Below are 23,714 nucleotides of genomic sequence, written 5' to 3'. Positions count from 1 at the left end.
GGCAAGGGGCACCTGGACGGGCACGGCGCCGCCGCCGGGAAAGGATTGACGATGCGTGACCGCGATCCGGTCGAGATCTACAACAATACGCTGGTCCCCATGGTCATTGAGCAGACCGCGCGGGGCGAGCGTTCCTTCGACATCTATTCGCGCCTGCTGAAGGAGCGGATCATCTTCCTGACCGGGCCGATCTTCGACCAGGTCTCGGCGCTGATCTGCGCCCAGCTGCTGTTCCTGGAGAGCGAGAATCCCAACAAGGATATCGCGTTCTACATCAACAGCCCCGGCGGCGTGGTGACCGCCGGCCTCGCGATGTACGACACCATGCAGTACATCCGTGCGCCGGTATCCACCGTGTGCCTGGGCATGGCGGCTTCCGCCGGCAGCCTGCTGCTGACGGCGGGTGAGAAGGGCAAGCGCTTCGCCCTGCCGAACAGCCAGGTGATGATCCACCAGCCGTCCGGCGGCGCGCAGGGCCAGGCAACCGACATCGCCATCCAGGCGCGGGAGATCCTCAAGACCCGCGCCCGGCTCAACCAGATCTATGTCCATCACACCGGACAGAGCCTGGAAGAGATCGAGAAGGCGATGGAGCGGGATACCTACCTGACCGCCGAGGAGGCCCGCGATTTTGGCCTGATCGACCAGGTGGTGGACCAGCGCCCGGCGTCGGTGGCCCCGGCAGCGGAGCCGCCCAAGGCCTGAAGGCTTTGATTTCAATGGCATCCGGTCCGGCACGGGCCGGCCGGGTGCCGTTCCACTTCCCCCAGGATGACACTGGGGCTACAGTCCCGTCAGGTCCGCCGACTGTTTTCCGGTGGACCCAGGAGCGCTCATGAGCAAGTCCGGCGACTCGAAAAATACCCTGTACTGCTCGTTCTGCGGCAAGTCGCAGCACGAGGTGCGCAAGCTCATCGCCGGCCCGACGGTCTTCATCTGCGACGAGTGCGTCGAACTCTGCATGGATATCATCCGTGAGGAGCACAAGACGCATCTGGTGAAGTCCCGCGACGGGGTGCCGACGCCGCGCGAAATTTCCAAGGTGCTGGATGACTATGTCATCGGGCAGGAGCACGCCAAGAAGGTGCTCGCTGTCGCGGTCCATAATCATTACAAGCGCTTGGCCCATGGTGCCAAGGCTGGCGAAGTCGAAATCGCCAAGTCCAACATCATGCTGGTCGGCCCGACGGGTTCGGGCAAGACGCTGCTGGCGCAGACGCTGGCACGCATCCTCGACGTGCCCTTCACCATGGCCGACGCCACGACCCTGACCGAGGCCGGCTATGTGGGCGAGGATGTGGAGAACATCATCCTCAAGCTGCTGCAGGCCGCGGACTACAACGTGGAGCGGGCCCAGCGCGGCATCGTCTATATCGACGAGGTCGACAAGATCAGCCGCAAGTCCGACAACCCCTCCATCACCCGTGATGTGAGCGGCGAGGGCGTGCAGCAGGCGCTGCTGAAGATCATGGAAGGCACCGTTGCCTCCGTGCCGCCGCAGGGCGGGCGCAAGCATCCGCAGCAGGAATTCCTGCAGGTCGACACCTCCAACATCCTGTTCATCGTGGGCGGGGCGTTCGCGGGGCTGGAGAAGATCATCGCCGCCAAGGGCAAGGGCTCCGGCATCGGCTACGGTGCCGAGGTCCGCGGGCCGGATGAGCGCCGCGCCGGCGCCATCCTGCGCGAGGTGGAGCCCGAGGATCTGCTGAAGTTCGGCCTGATCCCCGAGTTCATTGGTCGTCTTCCCGTCATCGCCACGCTCGAGGACCTCGACGAGAAGGCGCTGATAGAAATCCTGACCAAGCCGAAGAACGCGCTGCTGAAGCAGTACCAGCGACTGTTCGAGATGGAGGCCACCAAGCTCTCCTTCACGGACGACGCGCTGAAGTCGGTGGCGAACCGTGCCATCCAGCGCAAGACCGGCGCGCGCGGCCTGCGTTCGATCATGGAGAGCATTCTGCTCAGCACCATGTACGAGTTGCCGGGGCTGGAAGACGTGAATGAAGTGGTGGTGAACAAGGAGGTGGCCGAAGGCCGAGTCGCCCCATTGTTCATCTATGGTGAACGGGCGGCGGAGCAGTCTTCCGCCTGAGCCGGGGTTCCGGCGCCCGACGCAGGGCAGGCCAGCGATGGCTTGTTCTGCGGGGCGGCCGGCCCCATTTCCGGGAACATCCCGTGGCGACGGGGGCCGTGCCGATACCGGGCGGACCCGTGCCGACTGTCCTGAGTGAGGTCCCCAATGGCGGATAAGAATCCGGAACTGCTGAGCGGCGATTTGCTTCCTGTACTGCCGCTGCGCGACATCGTCGTCTTCCCCCACATGATCGTTCCCCTGTTCGTTGGGCGCGAGAAGAGCGTGCGGGCCCTGGAAGCGGTGATGCGGGACGACAAGCAGATCCTGCTCGTCGCCCAGAAGAATGCGGCCCAGGACGACCCTGGGGCGTCTGACCTGTACGAGGTCGGCACCGTGTCCACGGTGCTGCAGCTGCTCAAGCTGCCGGATGGTACGGTCAAGGTGCTGGTCGAGGGCGGCAAGCGCGCCCGCGTGACCGGCTTCAAGGAGACCGACCAGTATTTCGAGGCCTTCGCGACCCCGATCGAGGAAAGCGCCGGCGAGGCGCCGGAGCTCGAGGCGCTGTCGCGCACCGTGGTCACGCAGTTCGAGCAGTATATCAAGCTCAACAAGAAGATCGCGCCCGAGGTGCTGGTCTCGATCAACCAGATCGAGGACGCCGCCAAGCTGGCCGATACGGTGGCGAGCCACCTGAACCTGAAGATCAGCGAGAAGCAGGAGCTGCTGGACACCCCGAGTGTCTCGGCCCGGCTTGAGCGCGTCTTCGCCCATATGGAGAGCGAGATCGGCGTTCTTCAGGTGGAAAAGCGCATCCGGAACCGCGTGAAGCGGCAGATGGAGAAGACCCAGCGCGAGTACTACCTGAACGAGCAGATGAAGGCGATCCAGAAGGAGCTGGGCGAGGGCGAGGACGGCAAGGACGAGCTGGCCGAGCTCGAGGAGCGGATCAAGGCCACCAAGCTTTCCACCGAGGCGCGCGACAAGGCGATGGCGGAGCTGAAGAAGCTGCGCACCATGTCGCCGATGAGCGCCGAGGCGACGGTGGTGCGCAACTACCTCGACTGGATCCTGTCGATCCCCTGGAAGAAGAAGTCCAAGGTCAAGAACGATCTGCTGAAGGCCGAGGAGGTCCTGGACGCCGACCACTACGGCCTGGACAAGATCAAGGAGCGTATCCTTGAGTACCTGGCCGTGCAGTCGCGCAGCCCGAAGATCCGCGGCCCGATCCTGTGCCTGGTCGGCCCCCCGGGCGTCGGCAAGACCTCGCTCGGCAAGAGCATCGCCAAGGCGACCAACCGCAACTTCGTGCGGATGAGCCTGGGCGGCGTGCGGGACGAGGCCGAGGTGCGTGGCCACCGGCGGACCTATATCGGCTCCATGCCGGGCAAGGTCATCCAGGGCATGAAGAAGGCCAAGACCAGCAACCCGCTGTTCCTGCTGGACGAGATCGACAAGCTCGGCGCCGACTGGCGCGGTGACCCGTCCTCCGCCCTGCTGGAGGTGCTGGACCCCGAGCAGAACTCGACCTTCGCCGACCACTATCTGGAGGTGGATTACGACCTCTCGGACGTGATGTTCGTGACGACCGCCAACAGCCTGCGCATGCCGCAGCCGTTGCTGGACCGCATGGAGATCATCCGCATCCCCGGTTACACCGAGGATGAGAAGGTGCAGATCGCCCGCCGCCACCTGCTGCCCAAGGTCACCGAGGCCAACGGGCTGAAGGACGGCGAATGGAGCGTGACGGACGAGGCGCTGCTGGATCTGATCCGCTACTACACGCGGGAAGCCGGCGTGCGGAACCTGGAGCGCGAGATCGGCGGCCTGGCGCGGAAGTCGGTGAAGGAGATCGTCTCCAAGAAGGCCAAGAAGGTCGCGATCAACCGCAAGAACCTGGACAAGTACGCCGGCGTGCGGAAGTTCAGCTATGGCGAGACCGAGGCCGAGGACATGGTCGGCGTCGTGACCGGCCTGGCCTGGACCGAAGTGGGTGGCGAGATCCTGACCATCGAGTCGGTCATGGTTCCCGGCAAGGGCAAGGTGCAGACCACCGGCAAGCTGGGCGACGTGATGCAGGAGAGCGTGTCGGCCGCGCTGAGCTATGTGCGCAGCCGCTCCGTCAGCTTCGGCATCAAGCCGACCATGTTCGACCGGCGCGACATCCACGTGCACGTGCCGGAAGGCGCGACGCCGAAGGATGGCCCTTCCGCCGGCATCGCGATGGCGACCAGCATCGTCTCCGTGCTGACGGGCATCCCCGTCCGCAAGGACGTGGCGATGACGGGCGAGATCACGCTGCGCGGCCGCGTGCTGCCGATCGGCGGGTTGAAGGAGAAGCTGCTGGCGGCCCTGCGGGCCGGCATCACCACCGCCTTCATCCCGAAGGACAATGAAAAGGATCTCGCCGAGATCCCGGACAACGTGAAGAAGGCGATCAAGATCATCCCCGTCGCCCATGTGGACGAGGTGATCAGCAAGGCGCTGGTCCGTAAGCCGGAGCCGATTACCTGGGTCGAGCCGGAGGAGCCTGCCCCCGCGGCGGGCCCCGCCCCGGCAGGCCCCGCGGCCCTGCCGCACTGAACCCGGGGAAGGGGGGGCGGCATCAGCCACCCCCCCTTTTTCTTTGGGATTTCGCCGCCCCGTGTGTCGTTTCGGCGGCGTCGCGTGAAAACCTCTGTGTTTTGCCCCGCTGCCCGCGATGCCGGCGTTGACGCGGCAAAATGGCACTGCCTAGTGTCGGTCAACACCGACCGGCTCGGGGCCGGTCAGGGACCGAATCAACAAGGGGGTAGCCCAGTGAACAAGCAGGATCTGGTATCGGTCGTCGCCGAGACCGGCGAGCTGTCCAAGGCCAAGGCCGGGGAAGTCGTGGACGCGCTGTTCGACGCCATCGGCGCCGCGCTGAAGCAGAAGGAAGAGGTGCGGCTGGTGGGCTTCGGCACCTTCTCCATTTCGCACCGCAAGGCTGGCAAGGGGCGGAATCCGCGCACCGGTGAAGAAATCGACATTGCGGCGACGACCACGGTGCGCTTCAAGGCGGGCAAGAACCTGAAGGACGGCGTGGGCTGACGCCCGCGTTTCCTTCCGGCTTCGGGCGCTTAGCTCAGCGGTAGAGCGCCTCGTTTACACCGAGGATGCCGGGGGTTCGAATCCCTCAGCGCCCATTCCATGCTACCGGCGGAACGATCGCGAAAAGGCGATTTCACCCCGTTGACACATCAGGATGGGGGCCGTATTTCCCCCTCCACGCCGCAAGCGGGTGTAGCTCAGTTGGTTAGAGCGCCGGCCTGTCACGCCGGAGGTCGCGGGTTCGAGCCCCGTCACTCGCGCCACTGCGGTGGTCCTGTTCAAAACGTCGCCCTGGTTAGCCAGGGCGACGTTTTGCATTCTAGGTGTCTGCTTTTCAATGTTCTGCAATGCCCCTGAGGCTATGGCGATTGTGACGCGAGGCGAGTAAGGTCCGCCCAGCGTTGCGCTGCGGCATGCCCTGCGGCGTGGCTTGGCCATGCGCCCCCCTGTGCATGGTGGTTTGGGCCCCTGGCCCGAGGGACGGATGCATCATGACCCAGCCCCTGCTGGCCGACTATTTCCCGATCCTGGTCTTCCTGGTGATCGCCGGTGGTATCTCTATCGCCATGGTGGGCGGCAGCGTGCTGGCCGCGCGGCAGAAGCCGTACGCCGAGAAGCTCTCGACCTACGAGTGCGGCTTCGAGCCGTTCGAGGACACGCACCACAAGTTCGACGTCCGCTTCTACCTGGTGGCCATCCTGTTCATCATCTTCGACCTGGAAGTCGCCTTCCTGTTCCCCTGGGCGGTGACGCTGGGGCAGATCGGCTGGGCCGGGTTCCTGTCGATGATGGGCTTCCTCGGAGTGCTGACGGTGGGCTTCGTCTATGAGTGGCGCAAAGGCGCCCTGGATTGGGAGTGAGCCACCGATGAGCAGCACCAACGACCAGATCGCCTGGAATCAGCAGCCGCTGCCGGCCGGCGCGGCGCAGAAGTCGGTGATCGACAGCGTGACCGGCGAGATCGAGGACAAGGGCTTCGTCGTCGCCAACCTCGACAAGATCGTTAACTGGGCCCGCACGGGCAGCCTCTGGCCGATGACCTTCGGCCTGGCCTGCTGCGCGGTGCCGATGATCCACGCCTACATGCCGCGCTATGACCTCGACCGCTTCGGGGTGATCCCGCGCGGCTCGCCACGGCAGTCGGATGTGATGATCGTGGCCGGCACGCTGACCAACAAGATGGCCCCGGCGCTCCGCAAGGTCTACGACCAGATGGCTGAGCCCCGCTACGTCATCTCCATGGGCAGCTGCGCCAATGGCGGCGGCTACTATCACTACAGCTACAGCGTCGTGCGCGGCTGCGACCGTGTGGTGCCCGTGGACGTCTATGTCCCCGGCTGCCCGCCGACCTCCGAGGCGCTGGTCTACGGGATCCTGCAGCTGCAGAAGAAGATCCGCCGGACGGGGAGCATCCTCCGTGGCTGACGAAACCCTTCCGACCGAAATCGCCGAGCCGGCGCCGCTGACGGCGCTGGAGCAGCTGGTGGCCGATGTCATCGCCGCCGTGCCGGCGGGCGTCATCGCCTCCGGCCGCGTCGTCCGGGGCGCGGAGGCGGAGATCTTCGCCGCGCGCGATGCGCTGCCGGCGCTGATGACGATGCTGCGCGACGACCCGCGCTTCGCCTTCAACCAGTGCGTCGATCTGTGCGGCGTCGACTGGCCGGGGCGGGCCGAGCGGTTCGAGGTGGTCTACAACCTGCTCTCCCTGCAGCTGAACCACCGCCTGCGTGTCGTGATCACCACCGACGCGGCGACCCCGGTGCCCAGCGTCGTCTCCATCTGGGCCAGCGCCACGTGGTACGAGCGCGAGGCCTGGGACATGTACGGCATCGTCTTCGAGGGCCAGCCCGACCTGCGCCGGATCCTGACGGATTACGGCTTCGAGGGGCACCCGCTGCGCAAGGACTTCCCGCTGACCGGCTTTGTCGAGGTCCGCTACGACCCCGAGCGGCAGGCGGTGGTGTACGAGCCCGTCAAGCTGCAGCAGGACTTCCGCAATTTCGATTTCCTCTCGCCCTGGGAAGGCATGACGACGCTGCCCGGCGACGAGAAGGTGCATCTCAACCGGATTACCCGCGAATGAGCACCAGCACGCCCGAGACGGCCGCCGCGTCCGAGACGCGCACCGTCGAGTACGACAGCCACACCATCAATTTCGGCCCGCAGCATCCGGCGGCGCACGGCGTGCTGCGCCTGATCCTGGAGCTGAAGGGCGAGGTGGTGGAGCGTGCGGACCCGCATATCGGCCTGCTGCACCGTGGCACCGAGAAGCTGATCGAGCACAAGACCTACCTGCAGGCGCTGCCGTATTTCGACCGCCTGGACTACGTGGCGCCGATGGCGCAGGAGCACGCCTTCGCCATCGCGACGGAGCGGCTGCTGGGCGTCGAGGCACCGCTGCGCGCGCAGTATATCCGCGTCATGTTCGCGGAAATCAGCCGCATCCTGAACCACATCCTGAACATCACGACCTATGCGCTGGATGTGGGCGCGACGACGCCGTCCCTGTGGGGCTTCGAGCAGCGCGAGATCCTGCTGGAAGTGTACGAGGCGGCTTCCGGCTCCCACTACCACGCCAACTACGTGCGTCCGGGTGGCGTGGCGAAGGATCTGCCGCCGGGCCTGCTGGAGAAGATCTCCCTGTGGGCCGACCAGTTTCCGAAATTCGTCGATGACATCGAGCGCCTGCTGACGGGCAACCGCATCTTCAAGCAGCGCACCGTCGATATCGGCATCATGACGGCGGAGCAGGCGATGGAATGGGGCTTCTCGGGCCCCTGCATCCGCGCGTCCGGCGCCGCGTGGGACCTGCGCCGCAGCCAGCCCTACGACATCTACGACCAACTGGATTTCGAAGTGCCGGTCGGCAGCCATGGCGATTGCTATGAGCGCTACCTGGTGCGCGTGGCGGAGATGCGTGAGAGCCATAAGATGATCCGCCAGTGCATCGCGCAGATGCCGGGCGGGCCGGTGAAGCTGGCCGATAACAAGATCACGCCGCCGAAGCGCGGCGAGATGAAGCGGTCGATGGAAGCGCTGATCCACCACTTCAAGCTGTACACCGAGGGCTACCACGTGCCCGAGGGCAGCACCTATTCGGTGGTCGAGGCGCCCAAGGGCGAGTTCGGCGTGTACCTGGTGGCCGACGGCACCAACAAGCCGTATCGCTGCCATATCCGCGCGCCCGGCTTCGCGCATTTGCAGGCGATGGAAGTGCTCTCCAAGGGGCACATGCTGGCTGACGCGGTCTCGGTGATCGGCAGCCTGGATATCGTGTTCGGAGAGATTGACCGGTGAGCGCCCCGCATCAGCAGGAACCTACTGACTTCACCTTCGATGCGGACAGCGAGGCGCAGATCGCCAAGATCGTCGCGCGCTATCCGGAAGGGAAGCAGGCCAGCGCGGTCATTCCGCTGCTCTATGTCGCGCAGAAGCAGATGGGCCGCCTGACCGGCAGCGCCTGGGTGCCGCGCGTGGCGATGGATGCCGTGGCGGTGAAGCTCTCCATGGCGCCGATCCGCGTCTACGAGGTCGCCACCTTCTATTTCATGTTCAACACGAAGCCGATGGGCCGCTTCCACCTGCAGGTGTGCGGCACCACCCCGTGCTGGCTGCGCGGCTCGGACGACGTGCTGCGTGCCTGCAAGGACGCCGGCCACCTCAAGGGCTACGGCGACACCAGCGAGGACGGTTTGTTCACCCTCTCCGAGGTAGAGTGCCTCGGCGCCTGCGTGAATGCGCCGATCCTGCAGGTCGATGACGATTACTACGAAGATCTCGACTACGACCGTACGGTGAAGCTGATCGAGTCCCTGAAGCGGGGCGAGCGGCCGGCACCCGGCAGCAGCATCGGCCGGCAGACCAGCGCGCCGGAAGGCGGGCCGAACACGCTGCTCGACATTCCGATGATGGCGAAGGAGTGAGACCATGGCGCTGAGCGACAAGGACCGCATCTTCACCAACCTGTACGGCCTGCATGACTGGCGCCTGCCGGAAGCGCGCCGGCGCGGCAACTGGGATGGCACGGCGGCGATCATCGCCAAGGGCCGGGACTGGATCATCGAGGAGCTGAAGCAGTCGGGCCTGCGTGGCCGCGGCGGCGCCGGCTTCCCGACCGGGCTGAAGTGGAGCTTCATGCCCAAGGCCAACCCGGATGGCCGGCCGTCCTACCTCGTCGTCAATTGCGACGAGTCGGAGCCGGGCACCTGCAAGGACCGGGACATCATCCGCCACGATCCGCACACGCTGATCGAGGGCTGCCTGCTCGCCGGCGTCGGCATGGGCGCGCATGCCGGCTACATCTATGTCCGCGGCGAGTACTACAACGAGCACCTGGTGCTGCAGGCCGCGATCGACGAGGCCTATGATGCCGGGCTGCTGGGCAAGAACGCCGCCGGTTCCGGCTGGGATTTCGACCTGTACGTCCATCGCGGCGCGGGTGCGTATATCTGCGGCGAAGAGACGGCGCTGATCGAGAGCCTGGAAGGCAAGAAGGGCATGCCGCGCCTGAAGCCGCCCTTCCCGGCGGCGGTGGGCCTGTATGGCTGCCCGACCACGGTCAACAACGTCGAGACGATCGCGGTGGTGCCGGAGATCATGCGGCGCGGCGCCTCCTGGTTCGCCAGCTTCGGCCGGCCGAAGAACAGCGGCACCAAGGTATTCTGCATCCAGGGCCACGTGAACAAGCCCTGCAATGTGGAAGCCGAGATGAGCATCCCGTTGCGGGAGCTGATCGACCGCTATGCCGGTGGCGTGCGGGGCGGCTGGGACAATTTGCTGGCGGTGATCCCCGGCGGGTCCTCCACGCCGATGATCCCCAAGGCCGTGTGCGACGACGTGCTGATGGATTTCGATGCGCTGCGCGAGCAGCGGACCGGCCTCGGCACCGCCGCCGTCATCGTCATGGACAAGTCCACCGACCTGATCAAGGCGATCGCCCGGCTCGCGGCCTTCTACAAGCATGAGAGCTGCGGCCAGTGCACGCCCTGCCGCGAAGGCATGGGCTGGCAGAAGCGCCTGATGGACCGCATGGTCGAGGGCCGCGCCGAGATCGCCGAGATCGACGTGCTGGAAAGCGTCACCCGGCAGATCGAGGGCCACACCATCTGCGCGCTCGCCGATGGCGGCGTCTGGCCGGTGCAGGGGCTGATCCGCCACTTCCGGCCGATGATGGAAGAGCGCATCCAGCAGTACCACGCGAAGAAGAACGGCGGCGTCATGCCGCATGCGAACCAAACCAGCGGCGTTCCGCCGCTGGCGGCGGAGTAACGCGCCATGGCGAAGGTTACGATCGACGGGATCGAGGTTGAGGTCCCCAACGGCGCCTCCGTGCTGCAGGCCTGCGAGGCCGCCGGTAAGGAGATCCCGCGCTTCTGCTACCACGAGCGGCTGAGCGTCGCCGGCAATTGCCGGATGTGCCTGGTCGAGGTGGAGAAGGCGCCGAAGCCGGTGGCATCCTGTGCCTACCCGGTCGCGGACGGCATGAAGGTATTCACCGACAGCGCGATGGTGCGGAATGCCCGCCGCAACGTCATGGAATTCCTGCTGATCAACCACCCGCTGGATTGCCCGATCTGCGACCAGGGCGGCGAGTGCGACCTGCAGGACCAGGCCGTGGCCTTCGGCCGCGACGGCAGCCGCTACCGCGAAGAGAAGCGGGCGGTGAAGGACAAGTATCTCGGCCCGCTGGTCAAGACGATCATGACCCGCTGCATCCAGTGCACCCGTTGCGTGCGCTTCGCTACCGAGGTGGCGGGCGTGCCGGAGCTGGGCGCGACCGGGCGTGGCGAGAACATGCAGATCGGCACCTATGTCGAGAAGGCGCTGACCACCGAGCTCTCCGGCAACCTGATCGACATCTGCCCGGTGGGCGCGCTGACCAGCCGGCCCTACGCCTTCGTCTCCCGCCCCTGGGAGCTGCGCAAGACGGACAGCATCGATGTGCTGGACGCCGTGGGCGCGGCCATCCGCGTCGATACGCGGGGCCCCGAGGTGCTGCGCATCATCCCGCGCACCAATGAGGACGTGAACGAGGAATGGATGGCCGATCGTGGCCGCTTCTCCTTCGACGGCCTGAAGCGCAAGCGGCTGGACCGTCCCTGGATCCGCCGTGAGGGCAAGCTGCAGCCGGCCACCTGGCCGGAGGCACTGGAGCACATCGCCGGCAAGCTGAAGGGCATGCCGGGCAGCCGGATCGGTGCCGTGGCCGGCGATCTGGTCGATGTGGAGAGCGTGTACGCCCTGAAGGCGCTGATGAACGCGCTGGGTTCGCAGAACCTGGAATGCCGCCAGGACGGCGCCAAGATCGATGGCAGCCGCCGCGACCACTACCTGTTCAATTCCGGCATCGCCGGGATCGACGAGGCGGACGCGCTGCTGATCATCGGCAGCAACCCGCGCAAGGAAGCGCCGGTGCTGAACGCGCGCATCCGCAAGCGCTGGAACAGCGGCGCCATGCCGGTGGCCACCATCGGCGAGGCCGGGCTGGACCTGACCTACACCGCCGAGCATCTGGGGGAGGGGACCGCGGTCCTCGACGCCCTGCTGGATGGCAGCCACGCCTTCGCCAAGGTGCTGGGCGAGGCCAAGAAGCCGATGATCATCCTCGGCCGTGGTGCGGTGGCGCGTGAGGATGGCGCGGCGGTGCTGGCGGCGGCGTGGGCGCTGGCCAACCAGATCGGTGCGCTGACGCCGGAATGGCACGGCTTCAACATGCTGCACCTGTTCGGCGGCCAGGTCGGCGCGCTGGATGCCGGCTTCCTGCCGGGCGAGGGTGGCCAGGACCTGGCCGGCATGCTGAGCGGCGGCGTCGATGCGCTGTGGCTGCTGGGTGCCGACGGCTTCGAGCCCGCCTTCATCTCCCCCGGTACGTTTGTCATCTACCAGGGCCATCATGGGGACCGCGCGGCGTCGCGGGCCGATGTGATCCTGCCCGGTGCCGCCTATACCGAGAAGGAAGGCACCTACGTGAATACCGAGGGCCGCGTGCAGCGCGGCCGCCTGGCCGTGTTCCCGCCCGGCGAGGCGAAGGAAGACTGGCGCATCATCCGCGCCGCCGGCGTGGCGATGGGCGTCAACCTGCCCTTCGATACGCTGGAGGATGTGCGGGCCGGCATGGTCGCCGCCAACCCGGTATTCGGGCTGGTGGATGGCCGCATCGCCGGCGGTGTGCAGGACGTGGCCGGCCCGGCCGCGGGCGGCACCCTCTCCGGCACCGCCTTCAAGGCTAACCTGACCGACTACTGGCTGGCCGACCCGATCAGCCGCGCCTCCGAGACGATGGCCGAGTGCAGCCGCATCTATAACGCCGCGCCCGTGGCGCAGGCGGCGGAGTAAGGACCGATGGACGCTTTCCTCAACTCCTCCATCGGCATCCTGGCCATCACCATCGCCCAGACCCTGGCGATCTTGGTGCCGCTGCTGATCTTCGTCGCCTACATGACCTATGCCGAGCGCAAGATCATGGCGGCGATGCAGATGCGCGTCGGCCCCAACGTGGTCGGGCCCTTCGGCCTGCTGCAGCCCTTCGCGGACGCGGCGAAGATGCTGATGAAGGAGACCATCATTCCTTCCGGCGCCAACCGGGCGCTGTTCATCTTCGCGCCGATGCTGACCTTCATCCTGGCGATGATGGCCTGGGCGGTCATCCCGGTGAATGAGGGCTGGGCGATCGCCGACATCAATGTCGGCATCCTTTATCTGTTCGCCATCAGCTCGCTCGGTGTCTACGGCATCATCATCGCGGGCTGGGCGTCGAACTCGAAATACGCCTTCCTGGGCGCGCTGCGCTCGGCGGCGCAGATGGTGTCCTACGAAGTCTCGATGGGCTTCGTGATCGTGACGGTGCTGCTCTGCGTCGGTTCGCTGAACCTGACGCAGATCGTCATGGCGCAGAAGACGGTGTGGTTCTTCATCCCGCTCTTCCCGATGTTCATCATCTTCTTCATCTCGACCCTGGCCGAGACCAACCGCCCGCCCTTCGATCTGGCGGAAGGTGAGTCGGAACTGGTGGCGGGCTTCATGGTGGAATACTCCGCCATGACCTACGCCCTGTTCTTCCTGGGCGAATACGCCAACATGTTCCTGATGTCGGCCATGACGACCACCCTGTTCCTGGGTGGCTGGCTGGCGCCGATCGACATGGCGCCCTTCAACTGGGTGCCAGGTCCGCTGTGGTTCATCCTGAAGGTGTGCCTGTGCATGTTCACCTTCGTCTGGGTGCGTGCCACCTTCCCGCGCTACCGGTACGACCAGCTGATGCGCCTGGGCTGGAAGGTGTTCCTGCCGATCAGCCTGGTCTGGCTGGTGCTGACCGCCTTCGTGCTGAAGCTGGCCGGGTGGCTGCCGGTATGATGACGGCCATGACGACGAACCGTCTTGTGGAAATGAAACGCGCGGGCTACCCCCGCGCGGCGAGGTGAGACATGGCGACGCTGGACCGCGCGGCCTACAGCCTGCTGATGACCGAACTGGTCTCCGGCATGGCGCTGACGCTGAAGTACTTCTTCATGCCGAAGGCCACGATCAAGTATCCGTTCGAGAAGATGGCGCTCTCCCCGCGTTTCAAGGGCGAGCACGCGCTGCGCCGCTACCCCAACGGGGAAGAGCGGTGCATCGCCTGCAAGCTGTGCGAGGCCGTCTGCCCCGCCCAGGCCATCACCATCGAGGCCGAACCGCGTGAGGACGGCAGCCGCCGCACCACGCGCTATGACATCGACATGACGAAGTGCATCTATTGCGGCCTGTGCGAGGAAGCCTGCCCGGTGGACGCCATCGTCGAGGGGCCGAATTTCGAGTTCGCGACCGAGACGCGTGAGGAGCTGATCTACCAAAAGGACAAGCTCCTCGCGAATGGCGACCGGTGGGAGCCGGAGCTGGCGAAGCGTCTGGAGCTGGACGCGCCCTACCGTTGATCGTGTGGCGGAGGGGAACGTGGCCGCGCCCCCTCGCCAAAATCCTTCGCGGCCCCGCCCCCTGCCTGGGCGGCTCTCTGTCTTCTGGAACGGTGCCATGACGCTGCAACAGCGCGGAGGAGGGGTGCGATGATCGCGGCTCTTGCCTTCTATGTCTTCGCGGCCATCCTGATCGCGAGCGCGGTCATGGTGGTGACCGCGCGCAACCCGGTCCACAGCGTGCTGTACCTGATCCTGGCGTTCTTCAACGCCGCGGCGCTGTTCCTGATCGCGGGGGCCGAGTTCCTCGCGATGATCCTGGTCATCGTCTATGTCGGCGCGGTCGCCGTGCTCTTCCTGTTCGTCGTCATGATGCTGGACATCGACTTCGTGCAGATGAAGGAGGGCTTCCAGCGCTACCTGCCGATCGGCGCCATCGTCGGCGGCATGCTGTTCCTGGAACTGCTGTTCGTCTACGGCGCCTGGCAGTTCGCGGATGACGCGCAGGGGCTGCGGATGCATCCCAACCCGGCCGACGTCGCCACCAACACCCAGGCGATCGGGCGCATCCTCTATACGGACTACATCTTCCTGTTCCAGGCCTCCGGCCTGATCCTGCTGGTGGCCATGATCGGCGCCATCGTGCTGACGCTGCGCGAGAAGCCGGCCAACAGCCGCCGGCAGAACATCGCCGTGCAGGTGGCCCGCGCCCATGCCGTGACCATGAAGGACGTGCCGAAGCGCGCCGGCCTGGCCGAGCTGGGTGGCATCATCCGCCGCCCGCTGCCCGCGGCGAAGAAGCCCAAGGCCGTGGCGCATGACGACCAGCATGGCGGGGGCCATCACTGATGCTGAACATCGGCCTGTCCCACTTCCTCTCGGTCAGCGCGATCCTGTTCGTGCTGGGCGTGCTGGGCATCTTCCTAAACCGGAAGAACATCATCGTCATCCTGATGTCCATCGAGCTCATCCTGCTCTCGGTGAACCTCAATTTCGTCGCCTTCTCCTCCGCGTTGCAGGATTTGACGGGGCAGATCTTCGCCATGTTCGTGCTGACCGTGGCGGCCGCCGAGGCCGCGATCGGGCTGGCCATCCTGGTGATCTACTTCCGCAACCGCAGCAGCATCGCGGTGGACGACGTGTCCACGCTGAGGGGCTAGGCGCATGTATATGGGTGCCATCTTCTTCCCGGCGGTCGGTGCGCTGATCGCCGGGCTGTTCGGCCGCCTGATGGGCGACAAGGCCGCGCAGTGGACCACGGTGTTCTTCATGGCGCTGGCCGCCGTCTGCGGCGCGGTGAACTTCTACAACGTCGCGCTCGGCCACGCGCCGACGACGGTGGAGCTGGGAACCTGGCTCGACGTCGGCGGCATGCAGTTCAACTGGGCGCTGCGCTACGACACCATCGCCGCCGCGATGGTCGCCATGGTCACGCTGATCTCGACCATGATCCACGTCTATTCCGTCGGCTACATGTCGCATGACCCGACGACGCCGCGCTTCTTCAGCTACCTGTCGCTGTTCACCTTCATGATGCTCATGCTGGTGACGGCCGATAACCTGGTGCAGCTGTTCTTCGGCTGGGAAGGCATCGGCCTCGCGAGCTACCTGCTCATCGGCTACTGGTATGAGAAGGAAAGCGCCAACCGCGCGGCGATGAAGGCCTTCATCGTCAACCGCGTCGGCGACCTGTTCTTCATGCTGGGCATGGCGCTGACCTTCTGGACCTTCGGTACTGTCGAGTTCGACGGTATCTTCCAGGGCGTGGCGGCGGTGCAGGGCCAGACCATCGGCGGCATGCCGGTGCTGGAGGCGATCGCGCTGCTGCTGTTCCTCGGCGCCATGGGCAAGTCGGCGCAGATCGGCCTGCACACCTGGCTGCCGGATGCCATGGAAGGCCCGACCCCGGTCTCCGCGCTGATCCATGCGGCGACGCTGGTGACGGCGGGCGTGTTCCTGATGGCGCGCATGTCGCCCGTCATCGAATACGCGCCGAACACCCTGGGCTTCATCACCTTCATCGGTGCCACCACCGCCTTCTTCGCGGCGACCATCGGTTGCGTGCAGAACGACATCAAGCGCGTCATCGCCTACTCCACCTGCTCGCAGCTGGGGTACATGTTCTTCGCGGTCGGCGTCGGCGCCTACCAGGGCGCGGTGTTCCACCTGATCACCCACGCCTTCTTCAAGGCGCTGCTGTTCCTGAGCGCCGGCTCCGTCATCCACGCGATGTCGGACGAGCAGGACATCCGCAAGATGGGCGGCATCTGGAAGAAGATCCCGCTGACCTACGCGATGTTCTGGATCGGCAGCCTGGCGCTGGCGGGCATCCCGTTCTTCGCCGGCTACTATTCCAAGGACTTCGTGCTGGAAGCCGCCTTCGCCGGCCATGGCTGGACGGCCAAGTATGCCTTCGTCATGGGCATGATCGCGGCGGTGCTGACCGCCTTCTACTCCTGGCGCCTGATCATCATGACCTTCCACGGCAAGCCGCGCGCGGACCATCACACGATGGAGCACGTGCATGAGAGCCCGGCGGTCATGCTGCTGCCGCTGCTGGTGCTGGCGGTGGGCGCGGTCTTCGCCGGCGCGCTGCTGGTGGAGAACTTCGTCGGCCATCACTGGATGGAGTTCTGGAACGGGTCCATCGTGAACCAGCCGGGCAACCACATCATGCACGAAGTGCATGAGGTGCCGTCCTGGGTGCCGCTGGCGCCGACGGTCGCCGGTGTCATCGGCATCGCGGTGGGCTACCTGTTCTACATGTTCATGCCCGCCATTCCGGGCAAGATCGCCGCGACCTTCCCGGGCGTGTACCGCTTCCTGCTGAACAAGTGGTACTTCGACGAGCTGTATGACTTCCTGTTCGTCCGCCCCGCGCGCCGCCTGGCCTTCTGGCTCTGGAAGGTCGGCGACGCCAAGGTGATCGATGGCATGCCCAATGGTGCCGCGGCCCTGACCGTGGCCGCCGCCGGGCGGGTCTCCAGGTTCCAGACGGGACGGGTGGCCAACTACGCCTTCACGATGATCATCGGGGTCGTCCTTTTCGTCAGCATCTTCCTGTTCGGGATCGGCCGATGAACGCCGCGGGTTTTCCCCTGCTCACGCTGCTCACCTTCCTGCCGCTGGTGGGCGCGGGCATCCTTCTCTTCATCCGGGGGGAAGAGGCGGTCGTTGCCGCCAACGCCCGCTGGACGGCGTTGTGGACCAGCCTGATCGTCTTCGCGCTATCGCTGATCCTGTGGTTCAGCTTCGACAAGTCGACCGCTGAGTTCCAGTTCGTCGAGCTGCACCAGTGGATGCCGGAATTCGGCCTGTCCTACCACCTGGGCGTGGACGGCATCTCCGTGCTGTTCGTGCTGCTGGCGACGCTGCTGACCCCCATCTGCATCCTGGCTTCCTGGGAGTCGGTGCAGAGCCGGGTGCGCGAGTACATGATCGCCTTCCTGGTGCTCGAGACGATGATGATCGGCATGTTCAGCTCGATGGACATGCTGATGTTCTACATCTTCTTCGAGGGCGTCCTGATCCCGATGTTCCTGATCATCGGCGTCTGGGGCGGCCAGCGGCGCGTCTATGCCGCGTACAAGCTGTTCCTCTACACGCTGCTCGGCTCGCTGCTCATGCTGCTCGCCGTGCTGACGCTCTGGTACATGGCCGGCAGCACCAGCATCCCCGAGCTGTTCAAGCTGCAGATCGCGCCCAGCCTGCAGGTCTGGCTGTTCCTGGCCTTCTTCGTCTCCTTCGCCGTGAAGGTGCCGATGTGGCCGGTGCACACCTGGCTGCCGGACGCGCATGTGGAGGCGCCGACGGCCGGTTCCGTCATCCTGGCCGGCGTGCTGCTGAAGATGGGTGCCTACGGGTTCCTGCGCTTCAGCCTGCCGTTGCTGCCGCAGGCGACGGAATGGTTCGCGCCCTTCATCTTCACGCTCTCCATCGTCGCCGTCATCTACACCTCCCTGGTGGCGATGGCGCAGGAGGACATGAAGAAGCTGATCGCCTATTCCTCGGTCGCCCATATGGGCATCGTGACGCTCGGCATCTTCTCGATGAACCACCAGGGCCTGTCGGGCGCCATCTTCCAGATGCTGTCCCACGGCGTGGTGGCCGGCGCGCTGTTCCTCTGCGTCGGCGTGGTCTACGACCGCGTCCACTCGCGGGAGATCGCGCGCTACGGCGGCGTCGCCAAGGTGATGCCGGTCTATGGCGCGCTGTTCATGCTGTTCACCATGGCCTCCGTCGCCCTCCCGGGCACCGCGGGCTTCCCGGGCGAGTTCCTGGTGCTGGTGGGCATCTGGCAGGTCAATCCGTGGATCGCCTTCTTCGGCGCCACCGGCATGATCCTCGGCCCCTGCTACATGCTGTGGCTGTACCGCCGGGTGCTGTTCAGCAAGCTGGCCAAGCCCGAGATCAAGGCCCTGCTGGATCTTAGCCCGCGTGAATACGTCACCTTCGCGCCGCTGATCGTGCTGACGCTGTGGATGGGTATCTACCCCTCCTCCTTCCTCTCTTTCTTCGAGGCCAGTGTCGCGGCTTTGCTGGCGCGGCATGAAGCCGCGATGGCGCTGCCGCGTCTGGCCGGGATGTGACCGTGATGAACTGGACCCTCGTTCTGCCGGAACTGGTTCTGGCCATATGCGGCCTGCTGGCGCTGGTCGCCGGCGTCATCCCGAAGCGGGACACCAGCTACGCCATCAACATGGCGGTGCTGGGTGCCCTGCTGCTCTCGGGCGTGCTGGTGCTGGTGCAGCCGGAAGGCACCGCCTTCGCCGGCCAGTATGTCTCGGACGCCTTCACCAAGTTCACCAAGCTGCTGGTGGTGGCTGGCGCGGCGCTCGGCGTGCTGGTGGCGATGGACTGGAACGCCAAGCAGGGTCTCGCCAAGTTCGAGTTCCCGATCCTGCTGCTGTTCAGCACCATCGGCATGATGATCATGCTGTCGGCGAACGACCTGCTGACACTGTATATCGGCCTGGAGCTGCTCTCCCTCTCGCTCTACGTCATCGCGGCGTTCGACCGGGACAACGGGCGGTCGTCGGAAGCTGGCCTGAAGTACTTCGTGCTCGGCGCGCTGGCCTCCGGCCTGCTGCTCTACGGCGCCAGCCTGATCTACGGCTTCTCCGGCACCACGAATTTCGACCGGATCGCCGACGCCATCGGCACTGCGGAAGCGGTGCCCTTCGGCCTGGTGGTTGGCCTGGTGTTCGTGCTGGCGGCGCTGGCCTTCAAGGTCTCCGCCGTGCCGTTCCACATGTGGACGCCGGATGTCTATGAAGGCGCGCCGACGCCGGTGACGGCCTTCTTCGCCTCCGCCCCCAAGGTCGCCGCCATCGGGCTGCTGACCCGCGTGGCGGCCGGCCCCTTCGGGGACTTGGCGGGCCAGTGGCAGCAGATCATCATCCTGTGCTCCCTGGCCTCGATGGTCCTGGGCGCGCTGGCGGCGATCGGGCAGACCAACATCAAGCGCCTGATGGCCTATTCCTCCATCGGCCATGTCGGCTACGCGCTGATGGGCCTGGCGGTGGGCAGCGAGCTCGGTGTGCGCGCCCTGCTGGTCTACATGGCCATCTACCTCTTCACCAATGTCGGCGCCTTCGCGGTGCTGATCGCGATGCGCCGCAATGGCCAGTCGCTGGAGAAGGTGGAAGACCTCGCCGGCCTCGGCCGGACGGACCCGGCCATGGCGCTGGCGATGACGCTGTTCATGTTCTCGATGGCCGGCATCCCGCCTCTTGCTGGGTTCTTCGGCAAGTACTTCGTCATCGGCGCAGCCATCCAGGGCGGCTTCATCACCCTGGCGGTGGTGGGCGTGCTGTCCTCGGCGGTGTCGGCCTATTATTACCTGCGCGTTATCAAGGTGATGTATTTCGACGCCGGCATCGGTGCGCTGGATGCCCGTCCGGCCAGCCTCTCCGTCGTGCTGGCGGGGACCGGGCTGTTCACGCTGTTCTTCTTCGCCTTCCCCGGCCTGTTCCTCTCGGCGGCCCAGGCAGCCGTCGCGGCCCTGGTGGGGTGATACAGTCCGGCGGATGGCGCCTCGCCATCCATGATGAACTGGCCAGCACGCAGGATATCGTGCTGGCCGCCGCACAGCAGGGTGAGCCGGAAGGGCTTGCCGTGCTGGCCCGGCGGCAAAGCGCCGCACGGGGCACGCAGGGCAGGGCCTGGACCTCGCCCGCCGGTAATCTCTTCATCTCCATGCTGCTGCGGCCCACCGGGCCGGCGCGGGACTTGCCGCAATACGGCCTGCTGGCTGGCGTGGCGCTGGCCGACGCCGCCGCCGGCATCCTGCCGCCCGGCACGCAGCTGCAGCTGAAATGGCCGAACGACCTGCTGCTGGACGGCGCCAAGTGCTCCGGCATCCTGTCCCAGGGCGCCATCTCGCCGGATGGCGGCATCGACTGGGTGATCTTCGGTATCGGCGTCAACCTGGCCGTGGCGCCGGAGCTGGCGGACCGGCGGGCCGCCAGCTTCGCCCAGGCCGGCATCGCGCCGCCGGACCCGGTGGCTTTCGCCCACCGGTTGCTGGCCAGTGTGGCGCATTGGCACCAGGCCGGGCTGGCGGCGGTACGGCAGGCCTGGGTGGCGCGGGGCCCGGCGCTGGCGGCGCCGATGGTGCTGCGCCAGGGCGACGTGTTCCGGGACGGCCATTTCGGCGGGCTGGATGATGATGGCCGGCTGCTCTTCGCCACCCCGCAGGGGGTGGAAGTCGTCTCCGCCGGCGAATGGCTGGCGGCGCGGTGATTTCGGCACGGCCGCGCAACGCCGTGCCCATCCATGGGTTTGATCAACGCCCCGGGGGAGGGGAAGCCGATGCTGCTCGCCATTGATGCCGGCAATACCAACGTCGTCTTCGCCATCCATGATGGCGCGGAGTGGCGCGGCCGCTGGCGCATTGCCACCCGCACCGACCGGACGAGCGACGAGTACGCCGTGTGGCTGCTGGCGCTGCTGCAACTGAACGGCTTGCGCCCGGCGGATGTGGAACGCTGCGTCATCGGCACCGTGGTGCCGGCCGCCCTCTACAATCTGCGCCGCCTGTGCCGCGAGTGGTTCGTGGCCGAGCCGCTGATCGCCCGCGCCTCGCTGGACTGGGGCTTCGAGATCAAGGTGGACCATCCGGAGGAAGTGGGTGCCGACCGCCTGCTGAACGCCCTGGCCGCCCACTACCACTACCGCGGCCCGCTGGTGGTGATCGATTTCGGCACCGCGACCACCTTCGACATGGTGGACCATGACGGCGCCTATCTGGGCGGCATCATCGCCCCCGGCATCCAGCTCTCGATCGAGGCACTGCACCGGGCTGCGGCCCGGCTGCCCCGCATCGGCATCGGCCGTCCCCAATCCGTGATCGGCCGCAGCACCGTTCCGGCGATGCAATCGGGTATCTTCTGGGGCTATGTGGGTCTGGTGGAAGGAATCGTGTCCCGCATCAAGGCCGAGTTCGGCGCTCCGCTCAAGGTTGTCGGCACAGGTGGGCTGGCGCCTCTGCTGGCCGAAGGCACGCCGGTGATGGAACGCACCGACCCCGATATCACCTTGGAAGGGCTCCGCCTGTTGGCGGATCGCAATCCCATCCCCATTTTCCATCGTACGGCCCTGCCGGATATCCTGCGGGCCGAAACAGATTGAGCGACGAAAGCCGGACGCCGCGCCTTCCCCACGGGGACAACGGCGCGCCCGGGGTTGTCGCTCCAGACGAGACCGAAGTGACTATCAACCCCTGTTGTGAGACTCGATGAATCTGATCACTGGCGACCTATCCTTCATCCCGCTTGGCGGGTCCGGGGAGATAGGCATGAATCTGAATGTCTATCGCTGCGACGGCCGGCTCCTGGCCATCGATTGCGGCATTGGCTTCGGCGGCAACGACAACCCCGAGGCGGAGGTCATGACCCCCGACCCGTACTGGCTGGCGCAACGGCGCGACCAGCTGGCCGGGCTGGTCATCACCCACGCGCACGAGGACCATATCGGTGCCGTGGCGCATCTGTGGCCGCAGCTGAAGTGCCCGGTCTATGCCGGTCCCTTCGCCGCGTCCGTCCTGCGCCGCAAGCTGGCCGAGGCCAACCTGCTGCACCAGGTGCCGCTGCACACCATCCCGCTCGGCGGGAATTTCCAGCTCGGGCCGTTCGACCTGACCTTCATCCGTGTCACCCACTCGGTGCCGGAAGCGCAGTCGATCGCCATCCGCACGCCCTACGGCACGGTGTTGCACACCGGCGACTGGAAGCTGGACCCGGACCCGCTGATCGGCGAGCCCGCCGACCTGGAAGCCTTCGCCCGCCTGGGCCAGGAAGGCGTCCTGGCCATGGTGTGCGACAGCACCAACGCGATGGTCGAGGGCCATTCCGGCAGCGAGGCCGAGGTACGGCGCAACCTGGTTCCGTTGCTGCGGCCGCTGAAGGGTCGCGTTGCCGTCACCTGCTTCGCCACCAATGTCGCCCGCGTCGAGTCCATCGCGCTGGCGGCCAAGGCGGTGGGACGCAGGGTGGCGCTGTTCGGCCGTAGCCTGCGCAATGCCGAGGCCTCGGCGCGCGAATGCGGCTACCTGAAGGGCGTCGGTCCGTTCATCAGCGAGGACGAGGCGGATGACCTGCCCGACAACGAGCTGCTGATCATCTGCACCGGCAGCCAGGGTGAGCAGCGCTCCGCCATGGCCAAGATCGCGGCCGATACCCATCCGCGCATCTCGCTGGGCGAAGGCGACACCGTCATTTTCTCCTCCCGCATGATCCCGGGCAACGAGAAGGCCGTGCTGCGCATGCAGGACGAGCTGGCCCGCGGCGGCTGCAAGGTGATGACGGCGGAGGACTACAAGGTCCACGTCTCCGGCCACGCCTGCCGGGATGAGCTGCGCAAGCTCTACTCGCTGGTGAAGCCGCGCTACGCCGTGCCGGTGCATGGCGAGTGGCGCCACCTGCAGGAGCACGCCTCCCTGGCGCGCGAGATGGGCAGCACCCCGGTGCTGACCGAAGATGGCGACGTGCTGCGCCTCGCCCCGCTTTCCGGCAACGAGGCGCCGGACGTAGTGGAAGGCGTGCCGACCGGCCGCCTCGTCATCGACGGGGACCGGCTGGTGCCGCTGGATGGCGGCGTCATGGGCGCGCGGCGCAAGATGCTGTTCAACGGCGTTGTCGTCGCCTCCCTGGCGGTGGACAAGTCCGGCCGCGTCCTGGGCACCCCCCAGGTCTCCGCCCCCGGCCTGTTCGAGCCGACGGACCAGGAGCCTGGCCAGATCGCCGCCGAGCTGGCACGCAGCGTGACGGAACTGCCCGGCAACCTGCGCCAGGAAGACGACTCCCTGCGCGATGCCGCCCGCGCGGCGCTGCGTAAGGCCCTGGGCCGCCGGCTGCGCAAGCGGCCGACCGTCGAGGTGCACCTGCTGCGAGTGTGATGCCGCTCGGCTTGGCGGTTCGCCAGGCTGGTGTTGAAGGAGGGCCGGGGAACTCATTCCCCGGCCTTTTCCTTTGGGCGCACGCGTGGGTAGGGCCGGCCTGCGTCCCGGTGGGATCGAGGTGGCTCCGCCCCCTCAAGCTCCCCCGGCAGGGGATACGATCCCCTGCACCCGCGATTCAGGAAGAATGAGGCATCTAGCTTGCGCTTCGGATAGAGAAATTATTGATATAAAATAGTCATTTATCAGCATGTTTCCTCAGGTACGGCTCTGGAGAACATGC

The 23,714-nt window shown here is 66.2% G+C and carries 21 protein-coding genes and 2 tRNA genes; all 23 read left to right on the top strand.

Annotation, left to right across the window (positions count from 1 at the left end; all coding sequences use genetic code 11):
• Positions 1–51: 51 nt before the first annotated feature.
• On the top strand, positions 52–705 hold the full coding sequence (gene clpP, locus IBL26_RS08610; RefSeq protein ID WP_187784067.1) for an ATP-dependent Clp endopeptidase proteolytic subunit ClpP: 654 nt from the start codon (positions 52–54) through the stop codon (positions 703–705).
• A gap of 130 nt (positions 706–835) precedes the next feature.
• On the top strand, positions 836–2,092 hold the full coding sequence (clpX, locus tag IBL26_RS08605; RefSeq protein WP_187784066.1) for an ATP-dependent Clp protease ATP-binding subunit ClpX: 1,257 nt from the start codon (positions 836–838) through the stop codon (positions 2,090–2,092).
• A 147-nt stretch (positions 2,093–2,239) separates the two neighbouring features.
• Positions 2,240–4,654 carry an endopeptidase La gene (gene lon / locus IBL26_RS08600; RefSeq protein ID WP_187784065.1) on the top strand — a complete coding sequence of 805 codons (2,415 nt, stop codon included), beginning with the start codon at positions 2,240–2,242 and terminating at the stop codon, positions 4,652–4,654.
• 216 nt (positions 4,655–4,870) lie between these two features.
• Positions 4,871–5,143 (top strand): HU family DNA-binding protein, encoded by a 273-nt coding sequence (locus IBL26_RS08595; protein WP_187784135.1) that lies wholly within the window; start codon positions 4,871–4,873, stop codon positions 5,141–5,143.
• A gap of 23 nt (positions 5,144–5,166) precedes the next feature.
• Positions 5,167–5,238, top strand: a tRNA-Val gene (locus IBL26_RS08590).
• 91 nt (positions 5,239–5,329) lie between these two features.
• Positions 5,330–5,406 (top strand) — tRNA-Asp (locus IBL26_RS08585).
• Between the two features lie 228 nt (positions 5,407–5,634).
• Positions 5,635–6,003: an NADH-quinone oxidoreductase subunit A gene (locus IBL26_RS08580; protein ID WP_187784064.1), complete on the top strand. Its 369-nt coding sequence runs from the start codon at positions 5,635–5,637 to the stop codon at positions 6,001–6,003.
• A gap of 7 nt (positions 6,004–6,010) precedes the next feature.
• The gene (locus IBL26_RS08575) at positions 6,011–6,568 is read left to right on the top strand and encodes a NuoB/complex I 20 kDa subunit family protein (RefSeq protein ID WP_187784063.1); all 558 of its coding nucleotides are present in this window, start codon (positions 6,011–6,013) and stop codon (positions 6,566–6,568) included.
• Entirely contained in the window at positions 6,561–7,226 is a 666-nt protein-coding gene (locus IBL26_RS08570; protein WP_187784062.1) for an NADH-quinone oxidoreductase subunit C, read from the top strand. The genes IBL26_RS08575 and IBL26_RS08570 overlap by 8 nt, the downstream gene beginning before the upstream one ends.
• On the top strand, positions 7,223–8,440 hold the full coding sequence (locus IBL26_RS08565) for an NADH-quinone oxidoreductase subunit D (RefSeq protein WP_187784061.1): 1,218 nt from the start codon (positions 7,223–7,225) through the stop codon (positions 8,438–8,440). Before IBL26_RS08570 ends, IBL26_RS08565 begins: the two co-directional genes overlap by 4 nt.
• Positions 8,437–9,066 (top strand): complex I 24 kDa subunit family protein, encoded by a 630-nt coding sequence (locus IBL26_RS08560; RefSeq protein ID WP_187784060.1) that lies wholly within the window; start codon positions 8,437–8,439, stop codon positions 9,064–9,066. Before IBL26_RS08565 ends, IBL26_RS08560 begins: the two co-directional genes overlap by 4 nt.
• A gap of 4 nt (positions 9,067–9,070) precedes the next feature.
• Positions 9,071–10,411: an NADH-quinone oxidoreductase subunit NuoF gene (nuoF, locus tag IBL26_RS08555; protein ID WP_187784059.1), complete on the top strand. Its 1,341-nt coding sequence runs from the start codon at positions 9,071–9,073 to the stop codon at positions 10,409–10,411.
• Between the two features lie 6 nt (positions 10,412–10,417).
• Entirely contained in the window at positions 10,418–12,478 is a 2,061-nt protein-coding gene (gene nuoG / locus IBL26_RS08550) for an NADH-quinone oxidoreductase subunit NuoG (protein ID WP_187784058.1), read from the top strand.
• 6 nt (positions 12,479–12,484) lie between these two features.
• Positions 12,485–13,495 (top strand): NADH-quinone oxidoreductase subunit NuoH, encoded by a 1,011-nt coding sequence (nuoH, locus tag IBL26_RS08545; protein WP_187784057.1) that lies wholly within the window; start codon positions 12,485–12,487, stop codon positions 13,493–13,495.
• A 71-nt stretch (positions 13,496–13,566) separates the two neighbouring features.
• Complete coding sequence (gene nuoI / locus IBL26_RS08540) at positions 13,567–14,055, top strand: NADH-quinone oxidoreductase subunit NuoI (protein ID WP_187784056.1); 489 nt, start codon at positions 13,567–13,569, stop codon at positions 14,053–14,055.
• A gap of 129 nt (positions 14,056–14,184) precedes the next feature.
• Positions 14,185–14,883 (top strand): NADH-quinone oxidoreductase subunit J, encoded by a 699-nt coding sequence (locus IBL26_RS08535; protein ID WP_187784055.1) that lies wholly within the window; start codon positions 14,185–14,187, stop codon positions 14,881–14,883.
• The gene (gene nuoK, locus IBL26_RS08530) at positions 14,883–15,194 is read left to right on the top strand and encodes an NADH-quinone oxidoreductase subunit NuoK (RefSeq protein WP_206684175.1); all 312 of its coding nucleotides are present in this window, start codon (positions 14,883–14,885) and stop codon (positions 15,192–15,194) included. Before IBL26_RS08535 ends, nuoK begins: the two co-directional genes overlap by 1 nt.
• A gap of 4 nt (positions 15,195–15,198) precedes the next feature.
• Positions 15,199–17,115, top strand: coding sequence for an NADH-quinone oxidoreductase subunit L (gene nuoL / locus IBL26_RS08525; protein WP_187784054.1), 1,917 nt, complete (start codon positions 15,199–15,201; stop codon positions 17,113–17,115).
• Complete coding sequence (locus IBL26_RS08520) at positions 17,112–18,623, top strand: NADH-quinone oxidoreductase subunit M (RefSeq protein WP_187784053.1); 1,512 nt, start codon at positions 17,112–17,114, stop codon at positions 18,621–18,623. The genes nuoL and IBL26_RS08520 overlap by 4 nt, the downstream gene beginning before the upstream one ends.
• Before the next feature lie 5 nt (positions 18,624–18,628).
• Positions 18,629–20,050: an NADH-quinone oxidoreductase subunit NuoN gene (gene nuoN / locus IBL26_RS08515; RefSeq protein WP_187784052.1), complete on the top strand. Its 1,422-nt coding sequence runs from the start codon at positions 18,629–18,631 to the stop codon at positions 20,048–20,050.
• On the top strand, positions 20,047–20,778 hold the full coding sequence (locus tag IBL26_RS08510) for a biotin--[acetyl-CoA-carboxylase] ligase (protein ID WP_187784051.1): 732 nt from the start codon (positions 20,047–20,049) through the stop codon (positions 20,776–20,778). The genes nuoN and IBL26_RS08510 overlap by 4 nt, the downstream gene beginning before the upstream one ends.
• 69 nt (positions 20,779–20,847) lie before the next feature.
• Positions 20,848–21,666, top strand: coding sequence for a type III pantothenate kinase (locus tag IBL26_RS08505; RefSeq protein ID WP_187784050.1), 819 nt, complete (start codon positions 20,848–20,850; stop codon positions 21,664–21,666).
• A 106-nt stretch (positions 21,667–21,772) separates the two neighbouring features.
• Positions 21,773–23,431 (top strand): ribonuclease J, encoded by a 1,659-nt coding sequence (locus tag IBL26_RS08500; protein ID WP_187784049.1) that lies wholly within the window; start codon positions 21,773–21,775, stop codon positions 23,429–23,431.
• Positions 23,432–23,714: the final 283 nt, after the last annotated feature.

Origin of the sequence: Teichococcus aerophilus (genome assembly GCF_014490485.1) — a bacterium.
GTDB lineage: Bacteria > Pseudomonadota > Alphaproteobacteria > Acetobacterales > Acetobacteraceae > Pseudoroseomonas > Pseudoroseomonas aerophila.
The sequence above is the reverse complement of the archived record's forward strand: the minus strand, read 5'-3'. Positions and strand labels throughout refer to the sequence as shown.